The organism is Pseudomonas rhizosphaerae, assembly GCF_000761155.1.
Lineage (GTDB): Bacteria > Pseudomonadota > Gammaproteobacteria > Pseudomonadales > Pseudomonadaceae > Aquipseudomonas > Aquipseudomonas rhizosphaerae.
In genome coordinates, this window is sequence record NZ_CP009533.1 from 2,676,076 (window position 1) to 2,696,396 (window position 20,321).

A 20,321-nucleotide genomic window follows, 5' to 3' on the forward strand; every position below is an offset into this window, starting at 1 on the left:
TCGGGCTGCCGAGCAGCCATGAAAATTTGGGTCATGCGGACTTCACTCGCGGGTCGACCCAGTGGTTGATCAGGTCCACCACCAGGTTCACCGCCACATAGATCGCCGCCGCCAACAGGGTGATGCCCAAGACCATGGGCACGTCCTTGGCATTGGCGGCATCGAGCATCAGCCGGCCGATGCCTTGGCGGGAAAACAGCAACTCCACGATCACCGCCCCGCCCAGCAGGCTGGCGAACACGAAGCCGGCCAGGGTCACCAGTGGCACCAGCGCATGGCGCAGGGCATGGCGCAGGCGCACGCCGGTTTCGGACATGCCCCGGGCGCGCGCCATGGCGATGAAGGGTTGGTCGAGGATGTCTTCCAGTTCCTGACGCAGCACCTGGGTCAGTACGGCGGCGAGTGGTAGGGCCAGGGCCAGGGTCGGCAGGATCAGCGACTGCCAACTGCCCGATCCGGAAGGCGGCAGTACATGCCAGTGAAAGGCGAACACCAGCAGCAACAGGATGCCGATGACGAACGAAGGCGCCGACGACAGCACCAGCTCGGTCCCCGACACCAGCGAGCGCACCCACGGGCTGCGCTTGGCCGTGGTGATCGCGCTGATGACCGACAGCAGCACGGCCACCAGCGCCGCGCAGATCGACAGCTGCACCGTGGCGCCGATCTGTGCGCCAATCGCCCGCGTGACCGGAATGCGCAGGCGATAGGACTCGCCCAGATCGCCCTGGACCAGGCGAGCGATGTAGTGGCCGTACTGCACGATCAGCGGCTGATCGAGGCCATACTCGGCGCGCACCCGCACGATCATCTCCGGGGTCGGCATGGATTCCGGGCCGCCGAGAATGGCCAGTGCGGGGTCGCCACCGCTGAGGTTGATGGCCAGAAAGGTCAGGCTGGCCGCGCCCCACAGCACTCCGGCACCGGCCAGTAGCCGCCAGAAAATCCTGATCGCGATACTGTTCATTCAGCCTCCTTTTGCAGCCACAGGCTGGGCAGGAAAACGGTGTTGTGGGAGGTGTCGAAAATCACCCCGGCAAGGCGTTTGGAATACGCCACCAGCACATGGCTCTCGAACGACGGCACCACCGGCACTAACTCGGCCAGACGCTGCTGTGCCTTGCTGTACAGCGGTTGCAACTGCGCCGGATCGTGACTGCGCCGCGCCGCGGCCAACAGTCGATCCAGCTCGGCATCGCGAAAGCGACCGGCGTTCTGGCCGATGCGTTTTTCCGAGGTGATGGAGTCGCTGTGGTAGAGGATGTACAGGCCGTCCGGTGTATTGGTGTGCCAGTAACCGCCGCCAATCATCTGGAAATCGCCGGCATAGCGGCGGTCGGTCGCCTGCGCCACCGGCAGCAGTTCGATGCGCAGCTGGAAACCGAGCTTTTTCAGGTCCGCCTGAATCGCTACCGCCACGGCGCTGGAGAAGCTCGGGCTCTCGGTGGCCAACAACGTCGCTCCCAGCCGCTGGCCGTTGCGGGTGCGATACCCCCCAGGGTCACGCGCGGTCCAGCCCGCCTCGTCGAGGGCAGCGTTGGCCGCCTTGGGGTCGTAGGCCAGCACGTCCTTGTAGGCCGGGTCGTAATAGCGCGTATTGGCGGCGAGGAAATCAGCCTTGGGCCGGAACTCGCCAAAACCGATGATCCAGGCCAGGCCCTCGCGGTCGATGCCCTTGGCCACCGCACGACGCACGCGCACATCGTCGAACGGCGCCTTTTCCACGTTGAAGGTCAGGCTGCGAAACGGATTGCCCTTGCGAATGCGGCTGCGCAGGGTCAGCGCCGTCGACTCGCGAATGCCCTTGGCATTCTGCGGCGGCGCATCCAGGGTCAGGTCGGACTGTCCGGCCTCCAGTGAGGTGAAGCGGATCATCGCCTCGGGCACGAAACTCAGCTCGATGCGGTCGAGGTAGGCTTCGCCCTGGTGGCGTGTGACTGGCGGGGACCAGTCATAGCCTTCGCGGCGCACGAACACCGCGCCCTGGTCGCGGGTGTAGCTGTGCAGCACGAACGGTCCGGAGCCGACCGGATGCTCGGCTATCGATTTCGGCGCCTCGAGAATCTGCTTCGGCGAGATCATCCCCAGCCAGGACTGCGCCAGCACGTCGAGAAACGGCGAGTAGGGTTCGCGCAAGGTGGCCTCGAAGGTGTACTCGTCGAGCACTCGCCCCTGCACGTAGGGCGCAATGTAAGCCGCAGCCAGCGGTGATTTGGTGGCCGGATCGCGCATGTGCTCGAGGTTGATCTTCACTGCCTGGGCGTTGAAGAGCTCGCCATCGCTGAATGTCACGCCCTCGCGCAGGTGGAAGGTATAGGTCAGGCCGTCGTCCGACACCTCCCACGATTTGGCCAGCCAGGGCGAGACGTTGCCCTGTTCGTCCTGATAGACCAGGCAGTCGTAGAGCACCCGCCCCAGCCACTGCACGTTGCCATGGGAAATGGAATGCACATCGAAGGTGCCGGTGTCGGCCGCGGTGGTCACCCGCAGGGTACCGCCGCGCTTGCCCGGCCCGGCTTCGTGGTAGTCGCTGGCGGGATAGCTGATCAGGTCGCCGTCGACGATGCCATCGGTACTCGGCGCGCGGGTGACCGGCGTACTGGTGACTTCGGTGCCGGGTGAGCACGCCGAAAGCACGAGCATGGCGCCGACCAGTGCTGTTCTGATAAACACGAACGTCATGAGCCGGGCAGCCATCAGAAGTTGTAGGTCACACCGGTGAACGCGCCGAAGCCATCCCCCGGATAGAGCGCGGCCGTGTCAACCCGGGCTTGTTCGATGAGGCCAGAAGTAAATCCGGTATAGCGAAAAGCACTGCTGCGCCGACTGTTCAGTGACAGCGTAAAGGCATTTAACTTCAACTGTGTTGCTCCCACCCAATGAATATAAGGCGAGCTTCTATTGGTATAGTCGGACTCGGGTGATGAAGTCTGCGACGTCATCGATAAAGTTGTGGATTGCAGTGTTCGTGCCAATCGCCAAGTGCCCTGAACAGGGAACTTTATTGATATCAGGTAGCGGCTGGATGTTTAAAATGGCCGCAACTGCTTAGTGACTGCTGCCCCAGCAACAGTTGTGAGAGATAGCCCCCCGTAGGAGCGGTCCGTGGCCGCGAAGGGCGCAATGCGGTCTGCCTGATACACCGCGGTGCCCTCTTCGCGGCCAATGACCGCTCCCACGGTAGGTACGATGATCGCTCCTACGGTAGGCATTGAATTACCGGAAGCTGTACTGCACCCCCGCATACGCACCTATACCATCCCCCGGAATGATCGCCCTGACATCGTTGCCGTTGGCATTGAACGTCGGGCTGATGGAGGCGGCGTACTTCTCGTCGGTCAGATTGCGCAGGTCCAGATAGACATTCCAATCCTTCTTCGGCGAATCCCAGCCCAGTATCGCGCCCCACAGGTTGTAAGAACCGGCGTCCTTGGTGTTGGCAAAATCCACCGGTGTCTTGGAGGCGTAGTAAGTGTTCACGCCCACATAAACGCCATTGCTGAAGTCATAACGCAGTTCAGCCTGGTAATTGTGTTTGGGAATGCCGGGCAACCGATTGCTGCCGAACTGCTCATCATCGCGGTAGAAAAAGTCGCTGTAGGTATAGGACTGACGCAGGTGCAACGAATCACCATCGTTCTGGTACAGCAGAGAATCCAGACCCAGTTCCACACCCTGGTGAATGGTCTTACTGGCGTTGTATTCGGAGGTCAGCGCATCGGCGGTGGAAGTGGCCTCTCTGATGATCACCGAGAGCAGCTCATCCTGCACGTGGGACCGATAGAACGTCAGGTCCCAGTTGTTGTTGCCGAACTGCCCACGGGTGCCGAATTCCAACGTATCGGCAATCTGCGGTTCAAGCTTCTGTCCACCGGAATTGAGCCCGGTAGCCGGCCCGGACGTGAACACCTGCGCACCGGATACATAAGCCCACGATTGCTGGGCCTCGACCGTTCGACTGAGGTTGCCGAACAGCTGCCAGTTGGGGTTGATCTGATAACGCACGCCCACCCTGGGGGCAAACTCCCAGTCGTTCTTCTCGATGGGGTTGTTGGGGTTGTCGGCCTCGCCACCCACCGGATACGACACCTTGGCTTTGCGCTGGAACTCCACGGCGGAAAGGCCTGCGCTCAACCACAGTGTGTTGTCGATCCACTCGGTTTCATTGCTGGCGCTCAACACGGTATCGGAGCCTTCGTACTCAGCCTTGCGCACCAATGCGCCGGACGGCAGGTTGGCCGTGATACCGGAAGGAATCCGCACCTTGGTTTTAGCGTAAGCATTCAAATGCTCGGTCCGCAGGGCGTTGAAACGCGTGATGCTGTTCTTGCCGAACAGGGTATCCAGTCGGTCGTACTTCAAACTGGCGGAGTAATCGCTGAAGCCCCAGGTCGTGCGGTTGACGCCCTGTCGCGCGTCGATCGGATAGTCGTGGTAGACCAATCCCACTTCCAGGTTGGAATCGTCATCGAAGGTGTATTGGGTCTTGCTCGCTACCCAGGTCGAACCTGGCTGTTTGCGATGGGCGCGCACGTTCACACTGGCCGGGTTGGCCTGCTCGGGATCGTCCTTGAGTTGCGCGCGGGTGATGTAACCGGGCGTCTCGTTATCGGTGGTGCGGTAACGGTAGTAGAGACGGGATTTCAACTGCGGCGAAAACTGGTAGCCGACGTTGCCGGCAAATCCGGCACTCTTGCCTTGGGTCTGGTCCTGAAAACCGTCCGACGCCGAGTCGGTGAGGCTGACGTAATAGTCGAGCGCACCCAGCACTTGCCCTGAACTGATCTGACGCTTTTGATAACCGTAGCTACCGGCTTCGTAGCGTACTTGCAAGGGCGCGGAATTGTAGCCGGTCTTGGTCACGTAGTTGATCGCACCGCCCAGATACAACGAGCCGATATCGAAAGCATTGCCGCCGCGCAGCACTTCGGTATGGCTCAGGCCCAGCGGCTCGAACAGTTCGTAGGGGGTACCACCGGGCCCGGACACCGGCAGGCCGTCGAACAGGTAGAAGATGCCGGCGCGGAAATAACCCACGCCCTTGTTGATACCCGACCCACGAATGGAAATCCGTGTGCCGTCGTTGCTGCCGCCGCCCTGCGTGGCGATTACACCGGGCTGCAGAGCGAAGATATCGGTACTGGTCGACACGCGCCCCTTTTCGATGGTCGCCGAATCGACATAGTTGACCCCGCCTGCCACTTCCTTCAAAGCCGTTTCGGCGCGTTGGTTCTCGTCCAGCCTGGCACCCTGAACAACTACGGTACTGAGTTGACTGGTCGGCTTCTGCTCGGCCGACTCGCTTACTTGTGCGGCATGAAGTTGGCCGATAAACAGCAATGTCGCCCCAGCGCCCAGCGCCGACGGCAAGCGACTGCGTGCCGTCGTTGTTGCATTGACTTCCCCGTTCATTCCCTGCTCCTGCTTGACTCATATAACACCGACCTGAAAAAAGACGGTGCTTATTTATTGGCAACAGGGTGATAGCAGAGAGCGTGCCAGCTATTGAGCGGCTGAAACTCGTCGAAACAGCACGTTAGAGCGGCCAAGTGGCTGCCAGCACACACTTGCTGATGGATAACTGCCTTGATTCGAACACTTGAAACTTTCACTACAGCCCTGTCAACAAACACCTGATATCGATTATCCGTGGGAGCGGTCATCGGCCGCGAAGGCTTCACCGCAACTTGCCTGACACACCGCAGCGACCCTTTCGCGGCCACGGACCGCTCCTACAAAAAATCCAACCGTACTCATCCGTGGGAGCGGTCATCGGCCGCGAAGGCTTCACCGCAACTTGCCTGACACATCGCAGCGATCCTTTCGCGGCCGCGGACCGCTCCTACAGAAAATACAATCGCACTCATCCGTGGGCGTGATCATCGTCCGCGAAGAATTCTTCACCTATTTATCGTGAACAATAACCGCCTGAAGTCGTCAGCATGCCTATCGTCAATCTGGAGCCTCGCGCCGCCGACGGCGGGCTTCACCCTTACCAAGGAGGTCAACCATGCTCACCGACTGGGAAATGTGCATTCGCCTACTGCTGGCTGCCCTGCTCGGCAGCCTGATCGGGCTCGAACGCGAGCGGCTGTTGTGGGCCGCAGGCCTGCGTACTCACATGCTGGTCTGCGTGGGTTCGTGCCTGCTCATGATCGTATCGTCGTTCGGCTTTCAGGATGCCCTGGCCATGGCGCACACCGAACTCGACCCCTCGCGGGTGGCGGCGCAGGTGGTCTCGGGCATCGGTTTCCTGGGCGCCGGCTCGATCCTGCTGCGCGGCGAAGTGATTCGCGGACTCACCACGGCGGCCAGCCTCTGGACGGTCGCCGCCATCGGCCTGTCGGTAGGCGGTGGGCTGTACGTGGTCAGCACCGCCGCCACCTTTATCATTCTGGTGATCCTGATCGCCATAAAACCTATGGAGCGGGTCTACCGCAACCGCGTGCAGGTCCATGTCATCAAACTGATCGCCCCATCGCAGACGCTTTCCCTGAAAAAGGTCAACGAAGTGATGGGCAACCGCGCGGGCAAGGTCAGACAGTTCATCGTCGAAAAAGGCAATCGTGACGACACCGACAGCATCACCATCGAACTCAAACGCACTTCAGGCGCGCAGGCCAAGCAGATACTGGAGCAACTGCTGACCATCGACGGGGTTCAGGAGGATGCTTCCAGCCAGTGAGCGTCGCCGAGCTTGAACACCAGCGTGTCACACACCCCGAAGACATCGGATCGACGATCACCGACCAAGGTACGAACCAGGCGAAACCCGACCGACTCCGCAAGCTTGCGGCTGGCGGTGTTGGCTGAAGACGTCGTCAGGTACAAACGTGTTTCAGGCAACTGGGCAATCAGCGCCGTCAATCCTTCGCCCATCAACCCCCGGCTCTGAAATGATTGGTTCGCCCAATAGCCTATTTCGTGGGAGCCATCGGCCTTGGGGGTGAAGCCGATACACCCCACCAGTTGCTGCGGGTGTTCGCGAGTCAGCAGGAAGAACTTTTTCTCCGCATCGTGGCGGACGAAATCGCTCTGCGCCCGCTGCAGGGTGTCCAGCGTATCGGTCAGTTCCCAGCGTGGCCGGCTCCAAACCAGAAACAGACGATGGGTTTCGTAACTCGCGTTCAAGGCGTCCGCCAAGAGCTGTGCCAGGGCAACATTCGGGGCGACTATTTCAAGACGAGGCGTCAGCAGCGGCGTCTGCACCAGAGGCGGGATCAACTGGGTGCGATAACGCACCAGCGACAGAGATTCCCCATCCTCAACCACCGTTCGCTCGCTGCCAGGTTCGCGGACGAACCCAATGGCCTGATAGAACCCGATTGCCCGCTCGTTCCCCGCCAATACCCACGCGGTCACGTCGGTGTAGCCGTCGCGCGTGAGGTTTTCTTGGATGACCTGCCACAACTGGCGACCCAGACCTTGCGACCAGACCTCGGGCAGCAGATTGATAGCGCGCAGTTCGGCCGTAGCCGAACCCGCCTCAGCATCCCTGCTGGGCCCGAAAGAGGCCCAACCCAGGGCTTGCCCGCTTCGCTCGATCACCCACAACGACATTGTCCGGTGAAGGATCGCTTCGCGTAGCACGTTTGCCCGCTGCTCCAGCTTGTCTTCAAGCGCCAGCAGGTAGGACGGTGAAAGAAGGTTTCGGTAGGCCGCCTGCCAGGCGGCCAGATGAACATGTGCGAGTTGTTGTGCATCCCCCATTTGCGCCGCTCGCAGACGAATCGTGCTCGAGTCACCAGTGCGTTGTTCGTGCATGTGTCACATCCTTGTAGTTACTAGTGTACCCATGCGAAACCATACCTGGGTTGAGCGTACAGGCCAACGCACCGATCAAAACCGAAACGCAACGCCAGTCGTGACATTGAACGCATCCCCCGGATAGAAGTTGGCCGAATCCTGCCCGCGGGCGTCGTAGGTGGTGTTGGCTGCGGTGGCGTAGCGTTCGTCGGTCAGGTTGCGCATGTCCAGGAACACGTCCCAGCGCTTGCTCGGGGCTTCGAAGCCTATGCGGGCGCCAAGGATGGTGTAGGACGGCGCGCTGAAACTGTTGGCGTAGTCGATGAAGTAACTGGAGGCCGAACGCAGGTTGAGTTGGGCGTAGAAGCCTCCGGCCTGCTGGTACTGAAGCTCGGCCTGGTACACGTGGCGTGGCAGGCTGGGCAGTTCGTTGCCGCCGAAGGTGTTGTCGTGGCGATAGTAGAAATCGTTGAAGGTGTAGGCTTGGCGCAGGTTCAGCGTGTCGCCGTTCTCCCCTTCCCACAGCAGCGCATTCAGGCCCGCCTCGATCCCTTGGTGAATGGTTGGGCTGGCGTTGGACGAAGCCACCAGTTGGTCTTGATTGGCCGAGGCCTGACGCACCACCACGGACAGAATCTCGTCATCGATCCAGGAGCGATAGAACGTCAGGCTGCCATCGAAAATCCCAGCACTGGCACGTACGCCCAGCTCGGCCGTGGTGGCTTTCTGAGGTTTCACGTCGCGTATGAACGGCGAGCCGGTGCTGCCCAGCTGCCAGGTCACGGGCGGGTCGATGGAGCGGCTGACGTTGCCGAACAGCTGGATGTCCGGCGTCAGTTCATACCGCAAGCCCAGCCGCGGCGCGGTGTCCCATTCGGAGTAGTTCACGCCATCGGGAAACTCGCTGGTGTTCACCCCAGTGGTGTATTCGATCTCGGCCCTACGCTTGATGTTGATGAAAGAAAGCCCGGTGGACAGCCAGATTCTGTCGTTGAGCTGCAACTCGTTGCCCAGCGCCAGCACGCTGTCGCGCGAGCCGGTGTACTTTGTGTACTGCAACAGTTGGCCGGTGCTGCGGCTATGGGATTTGACATCGCCCAGGTAGGCCAGCGTATTGCTGAAGGTGATGCTGCTGTCGCTGGGCAGGCCGAACAGTTCGTCGTGGGCGCGGCGATAGCGCAGCACCACGCTGGTGTCCTTGGAGCGCCAGTCCTGTGGCGAAACCGAATACCGCCAGCCGTTGAGCAACGGGTAGTCGTTGTACCCCAGGCCCACTTCCAGGGTCGAGTCGTCGTCGAACCTGTAGGTGGTGTTGCTGCCCAGCAAGGTAGTGCCGTCCTTCTTGCGACCAGTGGGGACGTCGTTGCTGCGCGGATCGTGCTTGAGCTGGGCTCGAGTCAGGGTGTTGCCATTGGTGAGCTGTTCTTCGCGGTAGCGCAGGAAGAAGCGCGTTTCCAGTTTGGGGCTGAACACATGACCGAAGTTGGCAATCAGGTCGCGGCCCTTGTTGGCCGTGTTGTCCTGATAGCCGTCGCGTTCATTGTGCAGCACGCTGACGTAGTAATCGCTGTCGCCGACCACGCCACCGGTGCTCAGTTGCTGTTTGCGGTAGCCGAAACTGCCGATTTCGAACCGTGCGTAGTTGCCTGGGGACGTGCGTCCGGTGCGGCTGACGAAGTTGATCGCGCCACCCAGCGACAGCGCCGTGTGCTTGAAGGCATTGGCGCCGTACAGCACTTCGGTGTGATCGACCGCGGCCATGTTCAGCAGGTCTTCCTGAGTCCCGCCCGGCCCGGTGATCGGGAGCCCGTCGTAGAGGAATTTGATGCCCAGCGCATAGCCTTGATAGAAGGTATTCAAACCCGAACCGCGAATCGAAATCTTGTTGGCACCGGTGCCGCTGGTGGCCTGCGCGAACACCCCCGGTTGTAGCGCAAGTACGTCTTCGGCGTTGGAAGCGCGGCCTTTTTCGACTTCTTTCATATCGACGACTGCGGTGGTACCGGGAGTCTTGTCCAGTTCGACCTTGGCCTTTTGCGCCTCGCTGCGCGCCGCGCCCGTCACCACCACCGTGGACAGCTGCGTATCCTCGGCGTGCGCCAGGCCCAAACTGGTGGCAGCAAACAATGCCATGCTGCTCGATACAAAAGCGCGATATGAACCACTGGGCTTGCGGCCCGATGTTGAACCCATGAATGAAGCTCCTGAACGCTACGAAAAGATAAGGAGCCTCTATTCGTATAGTCGCGCTCGCAGGGGCTTGAGCAGCTATCGTGCCAAGGGTGAAACACCATAGGCAGGGCATTTGGCAGCAAAGGAGCGATCGTTATGATGCAACCTGTCGCTCCGCTGTTGGCTCAGCGACAGTACATGAGCTTCAATTATTCGCATGGGTTAAGTTCATTGGCACTCATGCCCAGTATGACCAGATCGACGTGGAGACCATCTGATGAATCTCAAACCCATCCGTAACGAGACAGACCTTCACAACGCATTCGGTCGCATGGAAGAGTTGTGGGGTGCGCACCCTGGTACTGCTCGTGCCGATGAATTGGAAGTTCTCGCGATACTCATCGAGAAATACGAAGACCAGCATTATCCTATCGGTCCGTCCGATCCTATCGAGGCGATAAAATTTCGAATGGACCAGCAAGGCTTGAGCATGCGTGATCTGGAGCCCTTCATCGGCTCGAGTGGGCGTGTGTCTGAGGTATTGAACGCCAAACGCTCCTTGAGTCTTGCGATGATCAAGCGCCTGCATGTCGGGATGAACATTCCCTACGAAAGCTTGCTGGGCTGAGCCTTACTTTGATCGAATGTCATAGGCTTCGAATCGCACAATCGTAGCCAAAGAAAAAGCCCACGCTGACCTGATCAGCGTGGGCTTTTCTACAACCGTGTTGCGTGTGCGGATCGGTTAGACCGCAGCAACGACCTTGGCAGGTGGCTGAGTGCGACGACCCAGTACACCGGCACCGGCGGCTACCAGACCCGAGATCACCAAAGTGATCAACAGGATCCATGCGCCTTGCGAAACGCGCTTGGCGGCCACTTCGGCAGCTTCACGGGCTTTCTGCTCGGCCTGAGCTTTCAGCTCTTGATACTTGGCATAAGCCTGACGGTAGCTGGCTTGAGCCTGATCGACGATCTGGTTGGCTTCGGCGTCAGTCTTGTTGCCACGAGCCTTAATCAGGTTAACCAGTGCTTCACGGTCGGCAGCATCCCAAGCCTGGTCGCCCTTGGCTTTGATGCGGTCCAACAGACCACCCAGTTGGGTGTCGGCTTGCTGAGGGTTCTCGGCGCTGCGCTGAGCAGTGTTCTGCGCATCTTGCTGAGTCGCCTGAGCTTCCTGCTTGACGTTATCAGGGTTCAGTTCAGCCTTGCCGGTTTGACGCATGGCCAGTTCCAATTCGCCCTGGATATCGTCCAGGTTGAAGTCGATGCCTTGCTGACGCAGTTGATCCTGAATCTTGTCACCCAGTGCGGGAGCGACTTGAGCAATGCCACTGCCCAGCGCCGACATGCCGCTGCCGGCCAGGTTCAGACCGCCACGGACGACGCCGGTGACTGCACTGGAAACCAGGTAGACGGTGATCAGCGAAACACTCGCCCATACCAGCAGACCGTGGAACGCGCCTTCGCGCTGTGCCAGACGGCCAGCAGCCCAACCACCCACGAACAGCGAGATTACCGCGCTGACCACTACCCAGATGCCAGCGCCGGTGCCGATACCCGACAATGGGTTGGCTTCCTGCATTGGATCGATGGTGGCAGTACCGATGGCGGTACCCAGCAGGTTGAGCAACAGCGATACCACCATAGCCAGTACCACACCGGCGAGAATTGCACTCCACGAAATTCGCTTTAGCAACGGCGCAGTCGTGGCATGGTCATGGTAGACCGGGGTGGTGTAGCCGTCTGAAGCGATACGGTCATCGCGGATCATGATTGTAGTCCTTTGGGTCAGTGGCAGAACGAGTAGGTGAACTCGCTTACTGGAATGACCAAAGGGCTTATGAAAAAGTTTGAAAAAAACGTTAAAAATCTTTTTACAGCCCGGTGTGCAGGTGTGATCGGCGCGACTGGCCGGACGCTCACGCGCTGGTTACTATGCTCGCACAAGCCCTTCAAATTTCACGCTTTACAGCCACGAGCAGACGATGAGCATAGACCTGGATACGCTGTTCGACCGCACCGGTACCGGCAGCACCAAATGGAGCCGCTACCCTGACGACGTATTGCCGATGTGGGTGGCCGATATGGACTTCGCTGCACCGCCAGCGGTCATCGAACGTCTGCAAGCGCGTCTGACCCATCCGGTCCTGGGCTACAGCGTGCCCTCGGACGAACTGCGTCAGGTGCTGGTCGATTACCTGCGCGAGCACTATGACTGGCAGGTGCAGAAGCAGGACATCGTGGTCCTGCCGGGTGTGGTGCCTGGGGTCAACATGGCACTGCACGGTCTGGTAGCCGAAGGCGATGGCGTGGTGGTGCATACTCCCAACTATCCGCCGCTGCGCCAGGCAGCCGGGCACTGGAAGATGCGCAGCATCGAGGTGGCGTTGCAGGCCGACGAGCAAGGTGAATGGTCGTGCGACCCGCAGCGCCTGCAGCAGGCATTGGCCGACAGTTCGGCGTACCTGCTGAGCAATCCGCACAACCCGATCGGCAAGACCTATAGCCGCGACGAACTGCGCACGATCGGCGAAATTTGCGTGGCGCAGGATGTGTTGATCATCAGCGACGAGATCCACGCGGACCTGCAGTTCGATGGACGTCGGCATATCCCTGTCGCGTCGCTGTCGCCGGAAGTGGCGCAGCGCACCATCACCCTCATGTCCGCAAGCAAGACGTACAACGTCGCGGGGCTGAAAACGGCTTTTGCGGTGATCCAGAATCCGGCGTTGCGCGCACGCTTCGACGCGGCGCGGGTGGGCATGGTCGACAGCGTCAATCCACTGGGGATGGAAGCCACCCATGCCGCCTATGCGCAGCCGGGCGAGTGGTTGGAACAGCTGAAAGCCTATCTGCAAGGCAACCGTGACTACTTGCTGGAAACGATTCGTACGCGGCTGCCGGGTATCGTGGTCCATGCGCCGCAAAGCACTTACCTGGCCTGGCTGGATTGCTCGGCTTTGGGTCTGGACAATCCGCAGAGGTTTTTTCTTGAAGAGGCTCGAGTGGGCCTGAGCGCCGGCCCGGAGTTCGGAGAAGGTCTGGAGCAATTCGTCCGCCTGAATTTCGGCTGCCCGCGCGCACTGCTGACCGAAGGCCTCACCCGCATCGAACGCAGCCTGCAACACCGCACCCCGTAGCAGCGGCGCAAGCCGCGTCCGGGTTTGACGCGTTCGTCCAGATACACCGCGGACGCCCCCGACGCAGCTTGCGCAGCTGAGTCCGGCCTCACCGCATTCCCTGTAGCAGCGGCGCGAGCCGCGTCCGGGTTCGATGCGTTCGTCCAGATACACCGCGGGTACCGTCAACGCCGCTTGCGCAGCTGCTACAGGGGTGGATTTTCTGGAGGAGCGATGGTGCGCAGCGCGTCGCCTGTCGCGGCGCCGGAGGCGGTGTTGTCGAATATGCACCATACCTCGGCGTCGGAGGCGGCTTGGGCCAGGAGCAGGCGCAAGTGTGCTAGATATTCAGCGCCGTACGCGTCGTGATAGATGCGAGGTGAACCGTGCAACCGCCAATAGCGAAAGCCGCGCCAGCCTCCAGGGGTGATATCGGTGGCGATGCGCGAAGGATCGACAGCCGCCCGGGCAATGCGATGTGTCAGCAGGATCGGCTCGGCCTCGACCCAGGAAGCATGGCGCGGTTCGAGCACCACATGGCCTACAAATCGCTCGCGCAAGCAACGGAAGAAATCCTCGGCAACCTGCTCTTCGAAAGCGAGAGACGGCGGCAACTGCACCAGCAGGCACCCGAGCTTGTCGCCCAGTTGGCCACATTGCGCCAGGAATTCATCGAGAGCCGCTGCGCAGTCGCGCAGGCGCTGCACATGGGTGATCTGCTTCGGCACCTTGATCGAGAAGCGGAAATCGTCTGGCACCGATGCAGCCCAGCGAGCGTAGGTCTGCGGCCGGTGCGGGCGATAGAACGAACTGTTGATCTCCACGCAGCTCAGCCGGGAAGCATAGCGTTGCAAGTGCGTGCCTTGAGCCGCGAAATCGTCGGCATATTCGCGTGGCAGGCTCCAGCCCGCACAGCCAACGCGCACCACGTGACCGTTCAAAACAGGGCCTCGCGCGCTTCGCGCATGAAAATCTCGACGGTTTTGGGGCCTATGCCATCGAACGCTGCCAACCTGCTTTCGAATTCATGCCGGTCTGCACTCATCTCGCGCATCCGCTCGATCGTACCGTCGTAGTCGGTGTCGAGCTTTTTCACCAGGGCACTCAGCCGCGTGGCTGTGCTTTCGTCGTAGCGCACGTAGTGCGCCTCGCCCAGCATGGACACCAGTTCGCGATGCGTGCAGTGGCCCAACTTGCGTGGTGTGTCGCGTCCATGCTTGTGGACCACCACCCGGTAGGCCTCCACCGCAATATCCGCTTGAATGCGCTTGCCCATCAGAAAGCTGGCTACCAACCACTTGAACAGGCCATGCTGCTCATGGATGTCGATCCCCAGATCCTCGGCGGTAATGTGCTTGTTCATCGGCGGTATCCTTGATTGGCGGCTGCGCGGTAGACGCCAGTCCCATCCGCCGGTTCGATCCGTCTTCCTGCAACAACGGTGCTGCGACACGCGGGCCGTGCCGTTCCTGCCATTCGCCGCTACAATGGCGACCTTGACCGTGATGACTCAGACCAGAAAAACATGTCCCTGCCCAAGCACCACCTCGAACTGCTCAGCCCCGCACGCGACGTAGCCATCGCCCGTGAGGCCATCCTGCATGGCGCCGACGCCATCTACATCGGCGGGCCCAGCTTCGGCGCGCGTCACAACGCCAGCAACGAGCTGAGCGACATCGCCGAGTTGGTGACCTTCGCTCGCCGCTATCACGCGCGGGTGTTCACCACGCTCAACACCATCCTGCACGACAACGAACTGGAACCGGCGCGCAAGCTGATCCACCAGTTGTACGACGCTGGCGTGGATGCCTTGATCGTGCAGGACCTGGGGGTCATGGAGCTGGATATTCCGCCGATCGAGCTGCACGCCAGCACCCAGACCGACATCCGCACCCTGGCACGGGCCAAATTCCTCGACCAGGCCGGCTTCTCCCAGCTGGTGCTGGCGCGGGAGCTGGATCTGGGCGAGATCCGCGCCATTGCCGCAGAAACCGATGCAGCCATCGAGTTCTTCATTCACGGTGCGTTGTGCGTGGCGTTTTCCGGTCAGTGCAACATCTCCCACGCGCAGACCGGGCGCAGTGCCAACCGCGGCGACTGCTCCCAGGCCTGCCGCCTGCCCTATACCCTCAAGGATGACCAGGGCCGCGTCGTGGCCTACGAGAAACACCTGCTGTCCATGAAGGACAACAACCAGAGCGCCAACATCCGTGCGCTGGTCGAGGCAGGCGTGCGTTCGTTCAAGATCGAAGGCCGTTACAAGGACATGGGCTATGTGAAAAACATCACCGCCTATTACCGCCAGCGCCTGGACGACGTACTGGAAGACCGGCCCGATCTGGCCCGGGCCTCCAGCGGTCGCACCGCACACTTCTTCGTGCCGGACCCGGACAAGACCTTTCACCGCGGCAGCACCGACTATTTCGTCAGCGAGCGAAAGGTCGACATCGGCGCGTTCGACTCGCCGACCTTCACCGGTCTGCCGGTTGGCCGAGTGGAAAAAGTCGCCAAGCGCGACATGCTGGTGGTCAGCGAGCAGCCGCTGTCCAACGGCGATGGCCTGAACGTGCTGGTCAAGCGCGAAGTTGTGGGTTTTCGCGCCAACATCGCCGAGCTCAAGGGCGAGTTCGACGAAGACGGTCAGAAGCGCTACCGCTATCGGGTCGAACCCAACGAGATGCCGGCGGGGCTGTTCCAGCTGCGCCCCAACCATCCGCTCAATCGCAATCTGGACCACAACTGGCAGCAGGCGCTGCAGAAGACTTCCGCCGAGCGCCGGGTCGGCGTGGCCTGGCTCGCACAACTCAGCGAGCAGCGCTTGCAGTTGACCGCCACCAGCGAAGAAGGCGTGCGTGTGGACGTTGCGCTGGAAGGTCCATTCGGCCCGGCCAACAAGCCCGAGCAGGCCCTGGACCAACTGCGCGATCTGTTGGGGCAACTGGGCACCACCCAGTACCATGCGACGGCCATCGAACTGGATGCGCCGCAGGCGTTTTTCATTCCCAACTCGCAGCTCAAGGCGTTGCGTCGCGAGGCCATCGAAGCGCTGACCGCTGCACGCGTGCAGGCTCATCCGCGCGGCAGTCGCAAGGCCGAGACGAGCCCGCCACCGGTGTACCCGGAATCGCACCTGTCGTTCCTGGCCAACGTGTACAACCAGAAGGCTCGCGATTTCTACCACCGGCACGGGGTCAAGTTGATTGATGCCGCGTACGAGGCTCATGAAGAGCCGGGCGAAGTGCCGGTGATGATCACCAAGCATTGCCTGCGTTTCTCGTTCAACCTGTGCCCCAAGCAGGCCAAGGGTGTGACCGGGGTGAAAACCAAGGTTGCGCCCATGCAGTTGATTCATGGCGATGAAGTGTTGACGCTCAAGTTCGACTGCAAGCCGTGCGAGATGCATGTCATCGGCAAGATGAAGGGGCATATCCTCGACCTGCCGCTGCCTGGCAGCGGCGTCAATGTGGTCGGTCAGATCAGCCCGCAGGATCTGCTGAAAACCATCCGCCGCGCACCGCACTGATACCTGGCGCACACCGCAGATGGATATCTTCACCCGCCTGCTCCAAACCGGAACCGCTTGGCTGCGGGCATTGTGGCCCAACCGCCAACCGATCAATGCCCGGGAAAAATGGCGAGCCTGCATCGGCGCCGCCCTGGGCGTGCTCGTGGTCTGCGCCGTTGCGGCGCTGGGCCTGCAGGGGCACTGGGCCGCTGAGCACGGTGCCTTGGGGTTGGCCATCGTCGCGCCCATCGGCGCCAGCGCGGTCCTGGTGTTCGCCCTCCCCGCAAGCCCCCTGGCGCAGCCCTGGTCGGTGGCAGGCGGCAACACCTTGAGCGCTTTGGTGGGCATCGCCTGCACCAAATGGATTCCCGATCCAACCCTGGCTGCCGCGCTTGCCGTTGGCTTGGCCATCGCATTGATGCTCGCCGCCCGCTGCCTGCACCCACCCGGTGGCGCGGCAGCACTGCTGATGGTGGTCATGGGTTGCGAACAGTTCACCTACGCCGCGAATCCGGTGCTGATCGACTCACTGCTGCTGGTGGCCGCCGGGCTGATCTACAACAACCTGACGCGCCGGCCCTGGCCCCATGTGCCTGCCGCCAGCCCATCGCCCAGCCCCAGCCGCTTCAGTCGCGCCGACCTGGACGCCGCACTGCTGCACTACAACCAGGTGCTGGACGTCGACCGCAACGACCTGCAAGCACTGCTCGAACATGCCGAGGCATCGGCCTACCAGCGCAACATGGGCGAGTTGCGCTGCGCGCAAATCATGAGCCAGGAACCGATCACCGCACGCCAGGAGATGCCGCTGCGCGAGGCCTGGGCGCTGATGCGCAGGCACAAGATCAAAGCCCTGCCCGTGATCGATCGCCAGCGCCACCTGGTGGGCATCGTCACCGTGGCCGATTTCATGCAACAACTGGATCTGGACGCCCATGACGGCGTGGCCTGGCACCTGCGCGCCCTCTTGCGACCTGGTCGCAACCAGCCGACGACAAGCACCGTCGGGCAGATCATGACCCGCTCGGTGCGCGTGGCCAGCGCAGACCGGTTGCTGACCGAACTGGTGCCGGTGTTCTCGGAGAACGGTCACCGACACATCCCCATCATCGACAGCGAACGCCGCCTGGTGGGCATCATCACCCAGTCCGACCTGATCCGCGCGCTGTACAGAGCCGTCAGCGCCTAGCGCGCGGAGCCGCCGTCCACTTGGATATCGGTCAGGCCCATGCGTGCCGCCTGCTCCAGAACCTGGTCGTCGGTATCCTCCGCGGTGGGCATCACCAAGCTGTTCTCGCCGTCGCCGAAATGCAGTTGCAGCAGGTGCATCACGATGCCGTGAAGACCCGGCTCGATCTGGGCGGGCGATGTCCAGGTACGGGGCTCGCCATTGAAGCGGTATCGAACGGTTGCAGCGGTCATTGGCCAAATCCTCTTTGCAATGGGAAGGCGCTCAAGTACGACTCCTGCTGAAACTGACTGGGGTGATGGGTCAGCGTTCCCCTCGGCGCGGCAAGGCTGGCTGTACCCGATTACCTTGAACGTCTGCGCCCAACTGCTTTCTCAACAGGGAACCGGGCAATGCCGCCCATGGCATCCCCCCACCTGCAGGAGAAGTTTGCATGAAGATCTTGATGGTTCTCACGTCCCACGACCAGTTGGGCGATACCGGCAAGAAAACCGGCTTCTGGTTGGAAGAATTCGCGGCACCTTACTACGCCTTTATCGATGCGGGCGCTGACGTGACCCTCGTTTCGCCCAAGGGCGGCCAGCCACCGCTGGACCCCAAGAGCGACGAGCCGGACGCGCAGACCGACGCCACGCGCCGCTTCGCTCAGGACACCCAGGCCCAGTCGGCCCTGGCCGACACCTTTCCACTGGGTGAAGTCGACCCGTACGATTTCGATGCAGTGTTCTACCCAGGCGGGCACGGACCGCTATGGGACCTGGCTGAGGACGTCGATTCGAAGACCATCATCGAGGCCTTCTACGCGGCCAACAAACCTGTAGCCGCCGTGTGCCACGCGCCTGGTGTGTTCAAGAACGTCAAGTCGCCGGACGGCGATTCCATCGTCAAGGGGAAGAAAGTCACCGGTTTCACCAACTCCGAAGAAGAGGCGGTCGGGCTGACGGATGTGGTGCCGTTTCTGGTTGAAGACATGCTCAAGGCCAATGGCGGTGAGTACTCCAAAGGTCCGGACTGGGGCAGCTATGTGGTCGAGGACGGTCACCTGATCACTGGGCAGAACCCTGCGTCCTCGGAAGCTGCGGCTGAAGCCTTGATCAAGCGCCTGCAGCAGGAAGAGAGTGCCTGATACACGGTGTCGTTCCCTTCGCGGCCACAGACCGCTCCCACTGAAAGACTGCATTCTTTCCATCCGTGGGAGCGGTCAGTGGCCGCGAAGGATTTCCCCGGATGTTACTGACCTACCTCGGCGCCTGTTCAGGTTTGGTGGTCAATCCAGAAAAATGAGCGCGTCAGCAAAAAAATTTTAAAGTATCACGTTATATCGTAACATACGCATCCCGATTCACTCTTGGATGCATTCCCATGGCCGACGCCGCCGCTTCACCACCCTTCCCCGGCTCGCTTGCCACTGCCTCGTCCCAAGCGGTGTCACGCACCCGCATGCTCACGATCGACGCATTGCGCGGCCTGGTCATGCTGTTCATGCTGGTAGACCATGTTCGCGAGACCTTCTTCCTGCACGTTCAGGTCAGCGACCCCATGGACCCGGTGAATACGCCCCCCGAGCTGTTCTTCACGCGTATCAGCAGCATGGTCTGCGCCCCGGTATTCGTTTTCCTGACTGGCCTCTCCGCCTGGCTGTACGGGCAATCCCACAGTCCGCGGGAGGTCTCGATATTTCTCCTCAAGCGCGGATTGTTTCTGGTCTTTCTCGAACTCACCCTGGTCAACTTCGCCTGGAACGCAACCCTGGTGCCTACCACCCTGTGGCTGCAGGTAATCTGGGCCATCGGCCTGAGCATGATCGCGCTGGCGGCACTCATTCACATGCCGCGCACCGCCCTGGCGATCGTGGGCGCAGTCATCGTCGCCGGGCACAACCTGCTGGACGGCATCGTCCTGACCGCCGACTCGCCCTTCTTCGAAATCTGGTCGATCCTGCACCAGCGCTCCTTCCTTGAAATCACCGAGCACACCCGCGCGCGCACCACCTACCCGATCCTGCCGTGGATCGGCCTGATCGCGCTGGGCTACTGCGCCGGCCCGTGGTTCGCCCGTGATGCGGACCCCACACGGCGGCTGCGTCTGCTGCTGAACTGGGGCGTCGGCCTGCTGCTGGGTTTCGTTGCGATTCGCTATCTCAACGGCTACGGCGAAAAGCCATGGAGTGTGCTGGACGATAACGTGCGCACGTTCATGAGTTTCATGTCGTTGACCAAATACCCACCGTCGCTTCTGTACCTGATGCCCACCATGGGTGCAGGCCTGCTGCTGCTCGCCTTGTTCCAGCGTCTGGAAGGCCGGCCAGTGCTCGAGGTGCTCTCTCGTTACGGCGGCGCGCCCATGTTCTTCTATGTGCTGCACCTGCTGGTGCTCAAGGCGATGTACCTGGTCGCCGTGCAGATCTGGGGCTTGAACCAGGGCAAATACTACGGTTTCGACAGCCTGGCCGGGATCTGGCTGTGGACCGTCGCATTGGCCTTCATCCTGTACTTTCCCACCCGCTGGTTCGCGCAGCTCAAGCAGCGTCGGCGCGACATCGGCTGGTTGAAGTACTTTTGAGCAGAACCGAGAGCTGCCACGCACA

At 61.2% G+C, this 20,321-nt stretch carries 17 protein-coding genes; 7 read left to right on the forward strand and 10 right to left on the reverse strand.

The window, feature by feature from the left end; all coding sequences use genetic code 11:
- Window positions 1-31 precede the first annotated feature (31 nt).
- From LT40_RS11875 to LT40_RS11885, 4 genes are all read right to left on the reverse strand, one after another.
- Window positions 32-967, reverse strand: a complete 936-nt coding sequence (locus LT40_RS11875; protein ID WP_043190295.1) for an ABC transporter permease — start codon at window positions 965-967, stop codon at window positions 32-34.
- Window positions 964-2,682: an ABC transporter substrate-binding protein gene (locus LT40_RS11880; RefSeq protein WP_043190297.1), complete on the reverse strand. Its 1,719-nt coding sequence runs from the start codon at window positions 2,680-2,682 to the stop codon at window positions 964-966. The genes LT40_RS11875 and LT40_RS11880 overlap by 4 nt, the downstream gene beginning before the upstream one ends.
- A 14-nt stretch (window positions 2,683-2,696) precedes the next feature.
- On the reverse strand, window positions 2,697-2,861 hold the full coding sequence (locus LT40_RS21700) for a hypothetical protein (RefSeq protein ID WP_158497447.1): 165 nt from the start codon (window positions 2,859-2,861) through the stop codon (window positions 2,697-2,699).
- Between the two features lie 355 nt (window positions 2,862-3,216).
- Window positions 3,217-5,412 (reverse strand): TonB-dependent receptor family protein, encoded by a 2,196-nt coding sequence (locus LT40_RS11885; RefSeq protein WP_148308555.1) that lies wholly within the window; start codon window positions 5,410-5,412, stop codon window positions 3,217-3,219.
- A gap of 598 nt (window positions 5,413-6,010) precedes the next feature.
- Between LT40_RS11885 and LT40_RS11890 the strand changes: the two genes are divergently transcribed.
- Window positions 6,011-6,685 carry an MgtC/SapB family protein gene (locus tag LT40_RS11890; protein WP_043190299.1) on the forward strand — a complete coding sequence of 225 codons (675 nt, stop codon included), beginning with the start codon at window positions 6,011-6,013 and terminating at the stop codon, window positions 6,683-6,685.
- Here LT40_RS11890 and LT40_RS20960 read toward each other — a convergent pair.
- A complete protein-coding gene (locus tag LT40_RS20960; protein ID WP_052393412.1) occupies window positions 6,661-7,764 on the reverse strand; it encodes a GNAT family N-acetyltransferase in 1,104 nt (367 codons plus the stop codon). The genes LT40_RS11890 and LT40_RS20960 overlap by 25 nt on opposite strands.
- Before the next feature lie 75 nt (window positions 7,765-7,839).
- Window positions 7,840-9,879 (reverse strand): TonB-dependent receptor family protein, encoded by a 2,040-nt coding sequence (locus LT40_RS11905; RefSeq protein WP_237749260.1) that lies wholly within the window; start codon window positions 9,877-9,879, stop codon window positions 7,840-7,842.
- 316 nt (window positions 9,880-10,195) lie between these two features.
- Here LT40_RS11905 and LT40_RS11910 point away from each other — a divergent pair, with 316 nt between their 5' ends.
- On the forward strand, window positions 10,196-10,546 hold the full coding sequence (locus LT40_RS11910; protein ID WP_043190305.1) for a helix-turn-helix domain-containing protein: 351 nt from the start codon (window positions 10,196-10,198) through the stop codon (window positions 10,544-10,546).
- A 117-nt stretch (window positions 10,547-10,663) separates the two neighbouring features.
- On the opposite strand, the gene LT40_RS11915 is transcribed toward LT40_RS11910, so the two are convergent.
- Window positions 10,664-11,692, reverse strand: coding sequence for a hypothetical protein (locus LT40_RS11915; RefSeq protein ID WP_043190307.1), 1,029 nt, complete (start codon window positions 11,690-11,692; stop codon window positions 10,664-10,666).
- A 214-nt stretch (window positions 11,693-11,906) separates the two neighbouring features.
- Here LT40_RS11915 and LT40_RS11920 point away from each other — a divergent pair, with 214 nt between their 5' ends.
- On the forward strand, window positions 11,907-13,061 hold the full coding sequence (locus LT40_RS11920) for a MalY/PatB family protein (RefSeq protein ID WP_043190309.1): 1,155 nt from the start codon (window positions 11,907-11,909) through the stop codon (window positions 13,059-13,061).
- Between the two features lie 185 nt (window positions 13,062-13,246).
- Here the strand turns inward: LT40_RS11920 and LT40_RS11925 are convergent, their stop codons facing one another.
- Together LT40_RS11925 and LT40_RS11930 are read right to left on the reverse strand one after the other, a co-directional pair.
- Complete coding sequence (locus tag LT40_RS11925; protein WP_052393413.1) at window positions 13,247-13,981, reverse strand: DUF72 domain-containing protein; 735 nt, start codon at window positions 13,979-13,981, stop codon at window positions 13,247-13,249.
- Window positions 13,978-14,403 carry a DNA methylase gene (locus LT40_RS11930; RefSeq protein WP_043190314.1) on the reverse strand — a complete coding sequence of 142 codons (426 nt, stop codon included), beginning with the start codon at window positions 14,401-14,403 and terminating at the stop codon, window positions 13,978-13,980. The genes LT40_RS11925 and LT40_RS11930 overlap by 4 nt, the downstream gene beginning before the upstream one ends.
- 162 nt (window positions 14,404-14,565) lie before the next feature.
- Here LT40_RS11930 and LT40_RS11935 point away from each other — a divergent pair, with 162 nt between their 5' ends.
- Window positions 14,566-16,563: a peptidase U32 family protein gene (locus LT40_RS11935; RefSeq protein ID WP_043193643.1), complete on the forward strand. Its 1,998-nt coding sequence runs from the start codon at window positions 14,566-14,568 to the stop codon at window positions 16,561-16,563.
- Between the two features lie 19 nt (window positions 16,564-16,582).
- Entirely contained in the window at window positions 16,583-17,734 is a 1,152-nt protein-coding gene (locus LT40_RS11940; RefSeq protein WP_043190316.1) for an HPP family protein, read from the forward strand.
- On the opposite strand, the gene LT40_RS11945 is transcribed toward LT40_RS11940, so the two are convergent.
- The gene (locus LT40_RS11945; protein ID WP_043190318.1) at window positions 17,731-17,967 is read right to left on the reverse strand and encodes a hypothetical protein; all 237 of its coding nucleotides are present in this window, start codon (window positions 17,965-17,967) and stop codon (window positions 17,731-17,733) included. The two genes, LT40_RS11940 and LT40_RS11945, sit on opposite strands and share 4 nt — an antisense overlap.
- Window positions 17,968-18,167: 200 nt before the next feature.
- Between LT40_RS11945 and LT40_RS11950 the strand changes: the two genes are divergently transcribed.
- Both LT40_RS11950 and LT40_RS11955 read left to right on the forward strand, forming a co-directional pair.
- Window positions 18,168-18,860 (forward strand): type 1 glutamine amidotransferase domain-containing protein, encoded by a 693-nt coding sequence (locus tag LT40_RS11950; protein ID WP_043190321.1) that lies wholly within the window; start codon window positions 18,168-18,170, stop codon window positions 18,858-18,860.
- Between the two features lie 230 nt (window positions 18,861-19,090).
- Complete coding sequence (locus LT40_RS11955; protein WP_420329689.1) at window positions 19,091-20,296, forward strand: acetyltransferase domain-containing protein; 1,206 nt, start codon at window positions 19,091-19,093, stop codon at window positions 20,294-20,296.
- Window positions 20,297-20,321: the final 25 nt, after the last annotated feature.

Bases quoted from the DNA above. Each gene is read 5' to 3' on its own strand.
- LT40_RS11875 (WP_043190295.1), bottom strand. From the start codon at position 967: ATGAACAGTATCGCGATCAGGATTTTCTGGCGGCTACTGGCCGGTGCC.
- LT40_RS11880 (WP_043190297.1), bottom strand. From the start codon at position 2,682: ATGACGTTCGTGTTTATCAGAACAGCACTGGTCGGCGCCATGCTCGTG.
- LT40_RS11885 (WP_148308555.1), bottom strand. From the start codon at position 5,412: ATGAACGGGGAAGTCAATGCAACAACGACGGCACGCAGTCGCTTGCCG.
- LT40_RS11890 (WP_043190299.1), top strand. From the start codon at position 6,011: ATGCTCACCGACTGGGAAATGTGCATTCGCCTACTGCTGGCTGCCCTG.
- LT40_RS20960 (WP_052393412.1), bottom strand. From the start codon at position 7,764: ATGCACGAACAACGCACTGGTGACTCGAGCACGATTCGTCTGCGAGCG.
- LT40_RS11905 (WP_237749260.1), bottom strand. From the start codon at position 9,879: ATGGCATTGTTTGCTGCCACCAGTTTGGGCCTGGCGCACGCCGAGGAT.
- LT40_RS11910 (WP_043190305.1), top strand. From the start codon at position 10,196: ATGAATCTCAAACCCATCCGTAACGAGACAGACCTTCACAACGCATTC.
- LT40_RS11915 (WP_043190307.1), bottom strand. From the start codon at position 11,692: ATGATCCGCGATGACCGTATCGCTTCAGACGGCTACACCACCCCGGTC.
- LT40_RS11920 (WP_043190309.1), top strand. From the start codon at position 11,907: ATGAGCATAGACCTGGATACGCTGTTCGACCGCACCGGTACCGGCAGC.
- LT40_RS11930 (WP_043190314.1), bottom strand. From the start codon at position 14,403: ATGAACAAGCACATTACCGCCGAGGATCTGGGGATCGACATCCATGAG.
- LT40_RS11935 (WP_043193643.1), top strand. From the start codon at position 14,566: ATGTCCCTGCCCAAGCACCACCTCGAACTGCTCAGCCCCGCACGCGAC.
- LT40_RS11940 (WP_043190316.1), top strand. From the start codon at position 16,583: ATGGATATCTTCACCCGCCTGCTCCAAACCGGAACCGCTTGGCTGCGG.
- LT40_RS11945 (WP_043190318.1), bottom strand. From the start codon at position 17,967: ATGACCGCTGCAACCGTTCGATACCGCTTCAATGGCGAGCCCCGTACC.
- LT40_RS11950 (WP_043190321.1), top strand. From the start codon at position 18,168: ATGAAGATCTTGATGGTTCTCACGTCCCACGACCAGTTGGGCGATACC.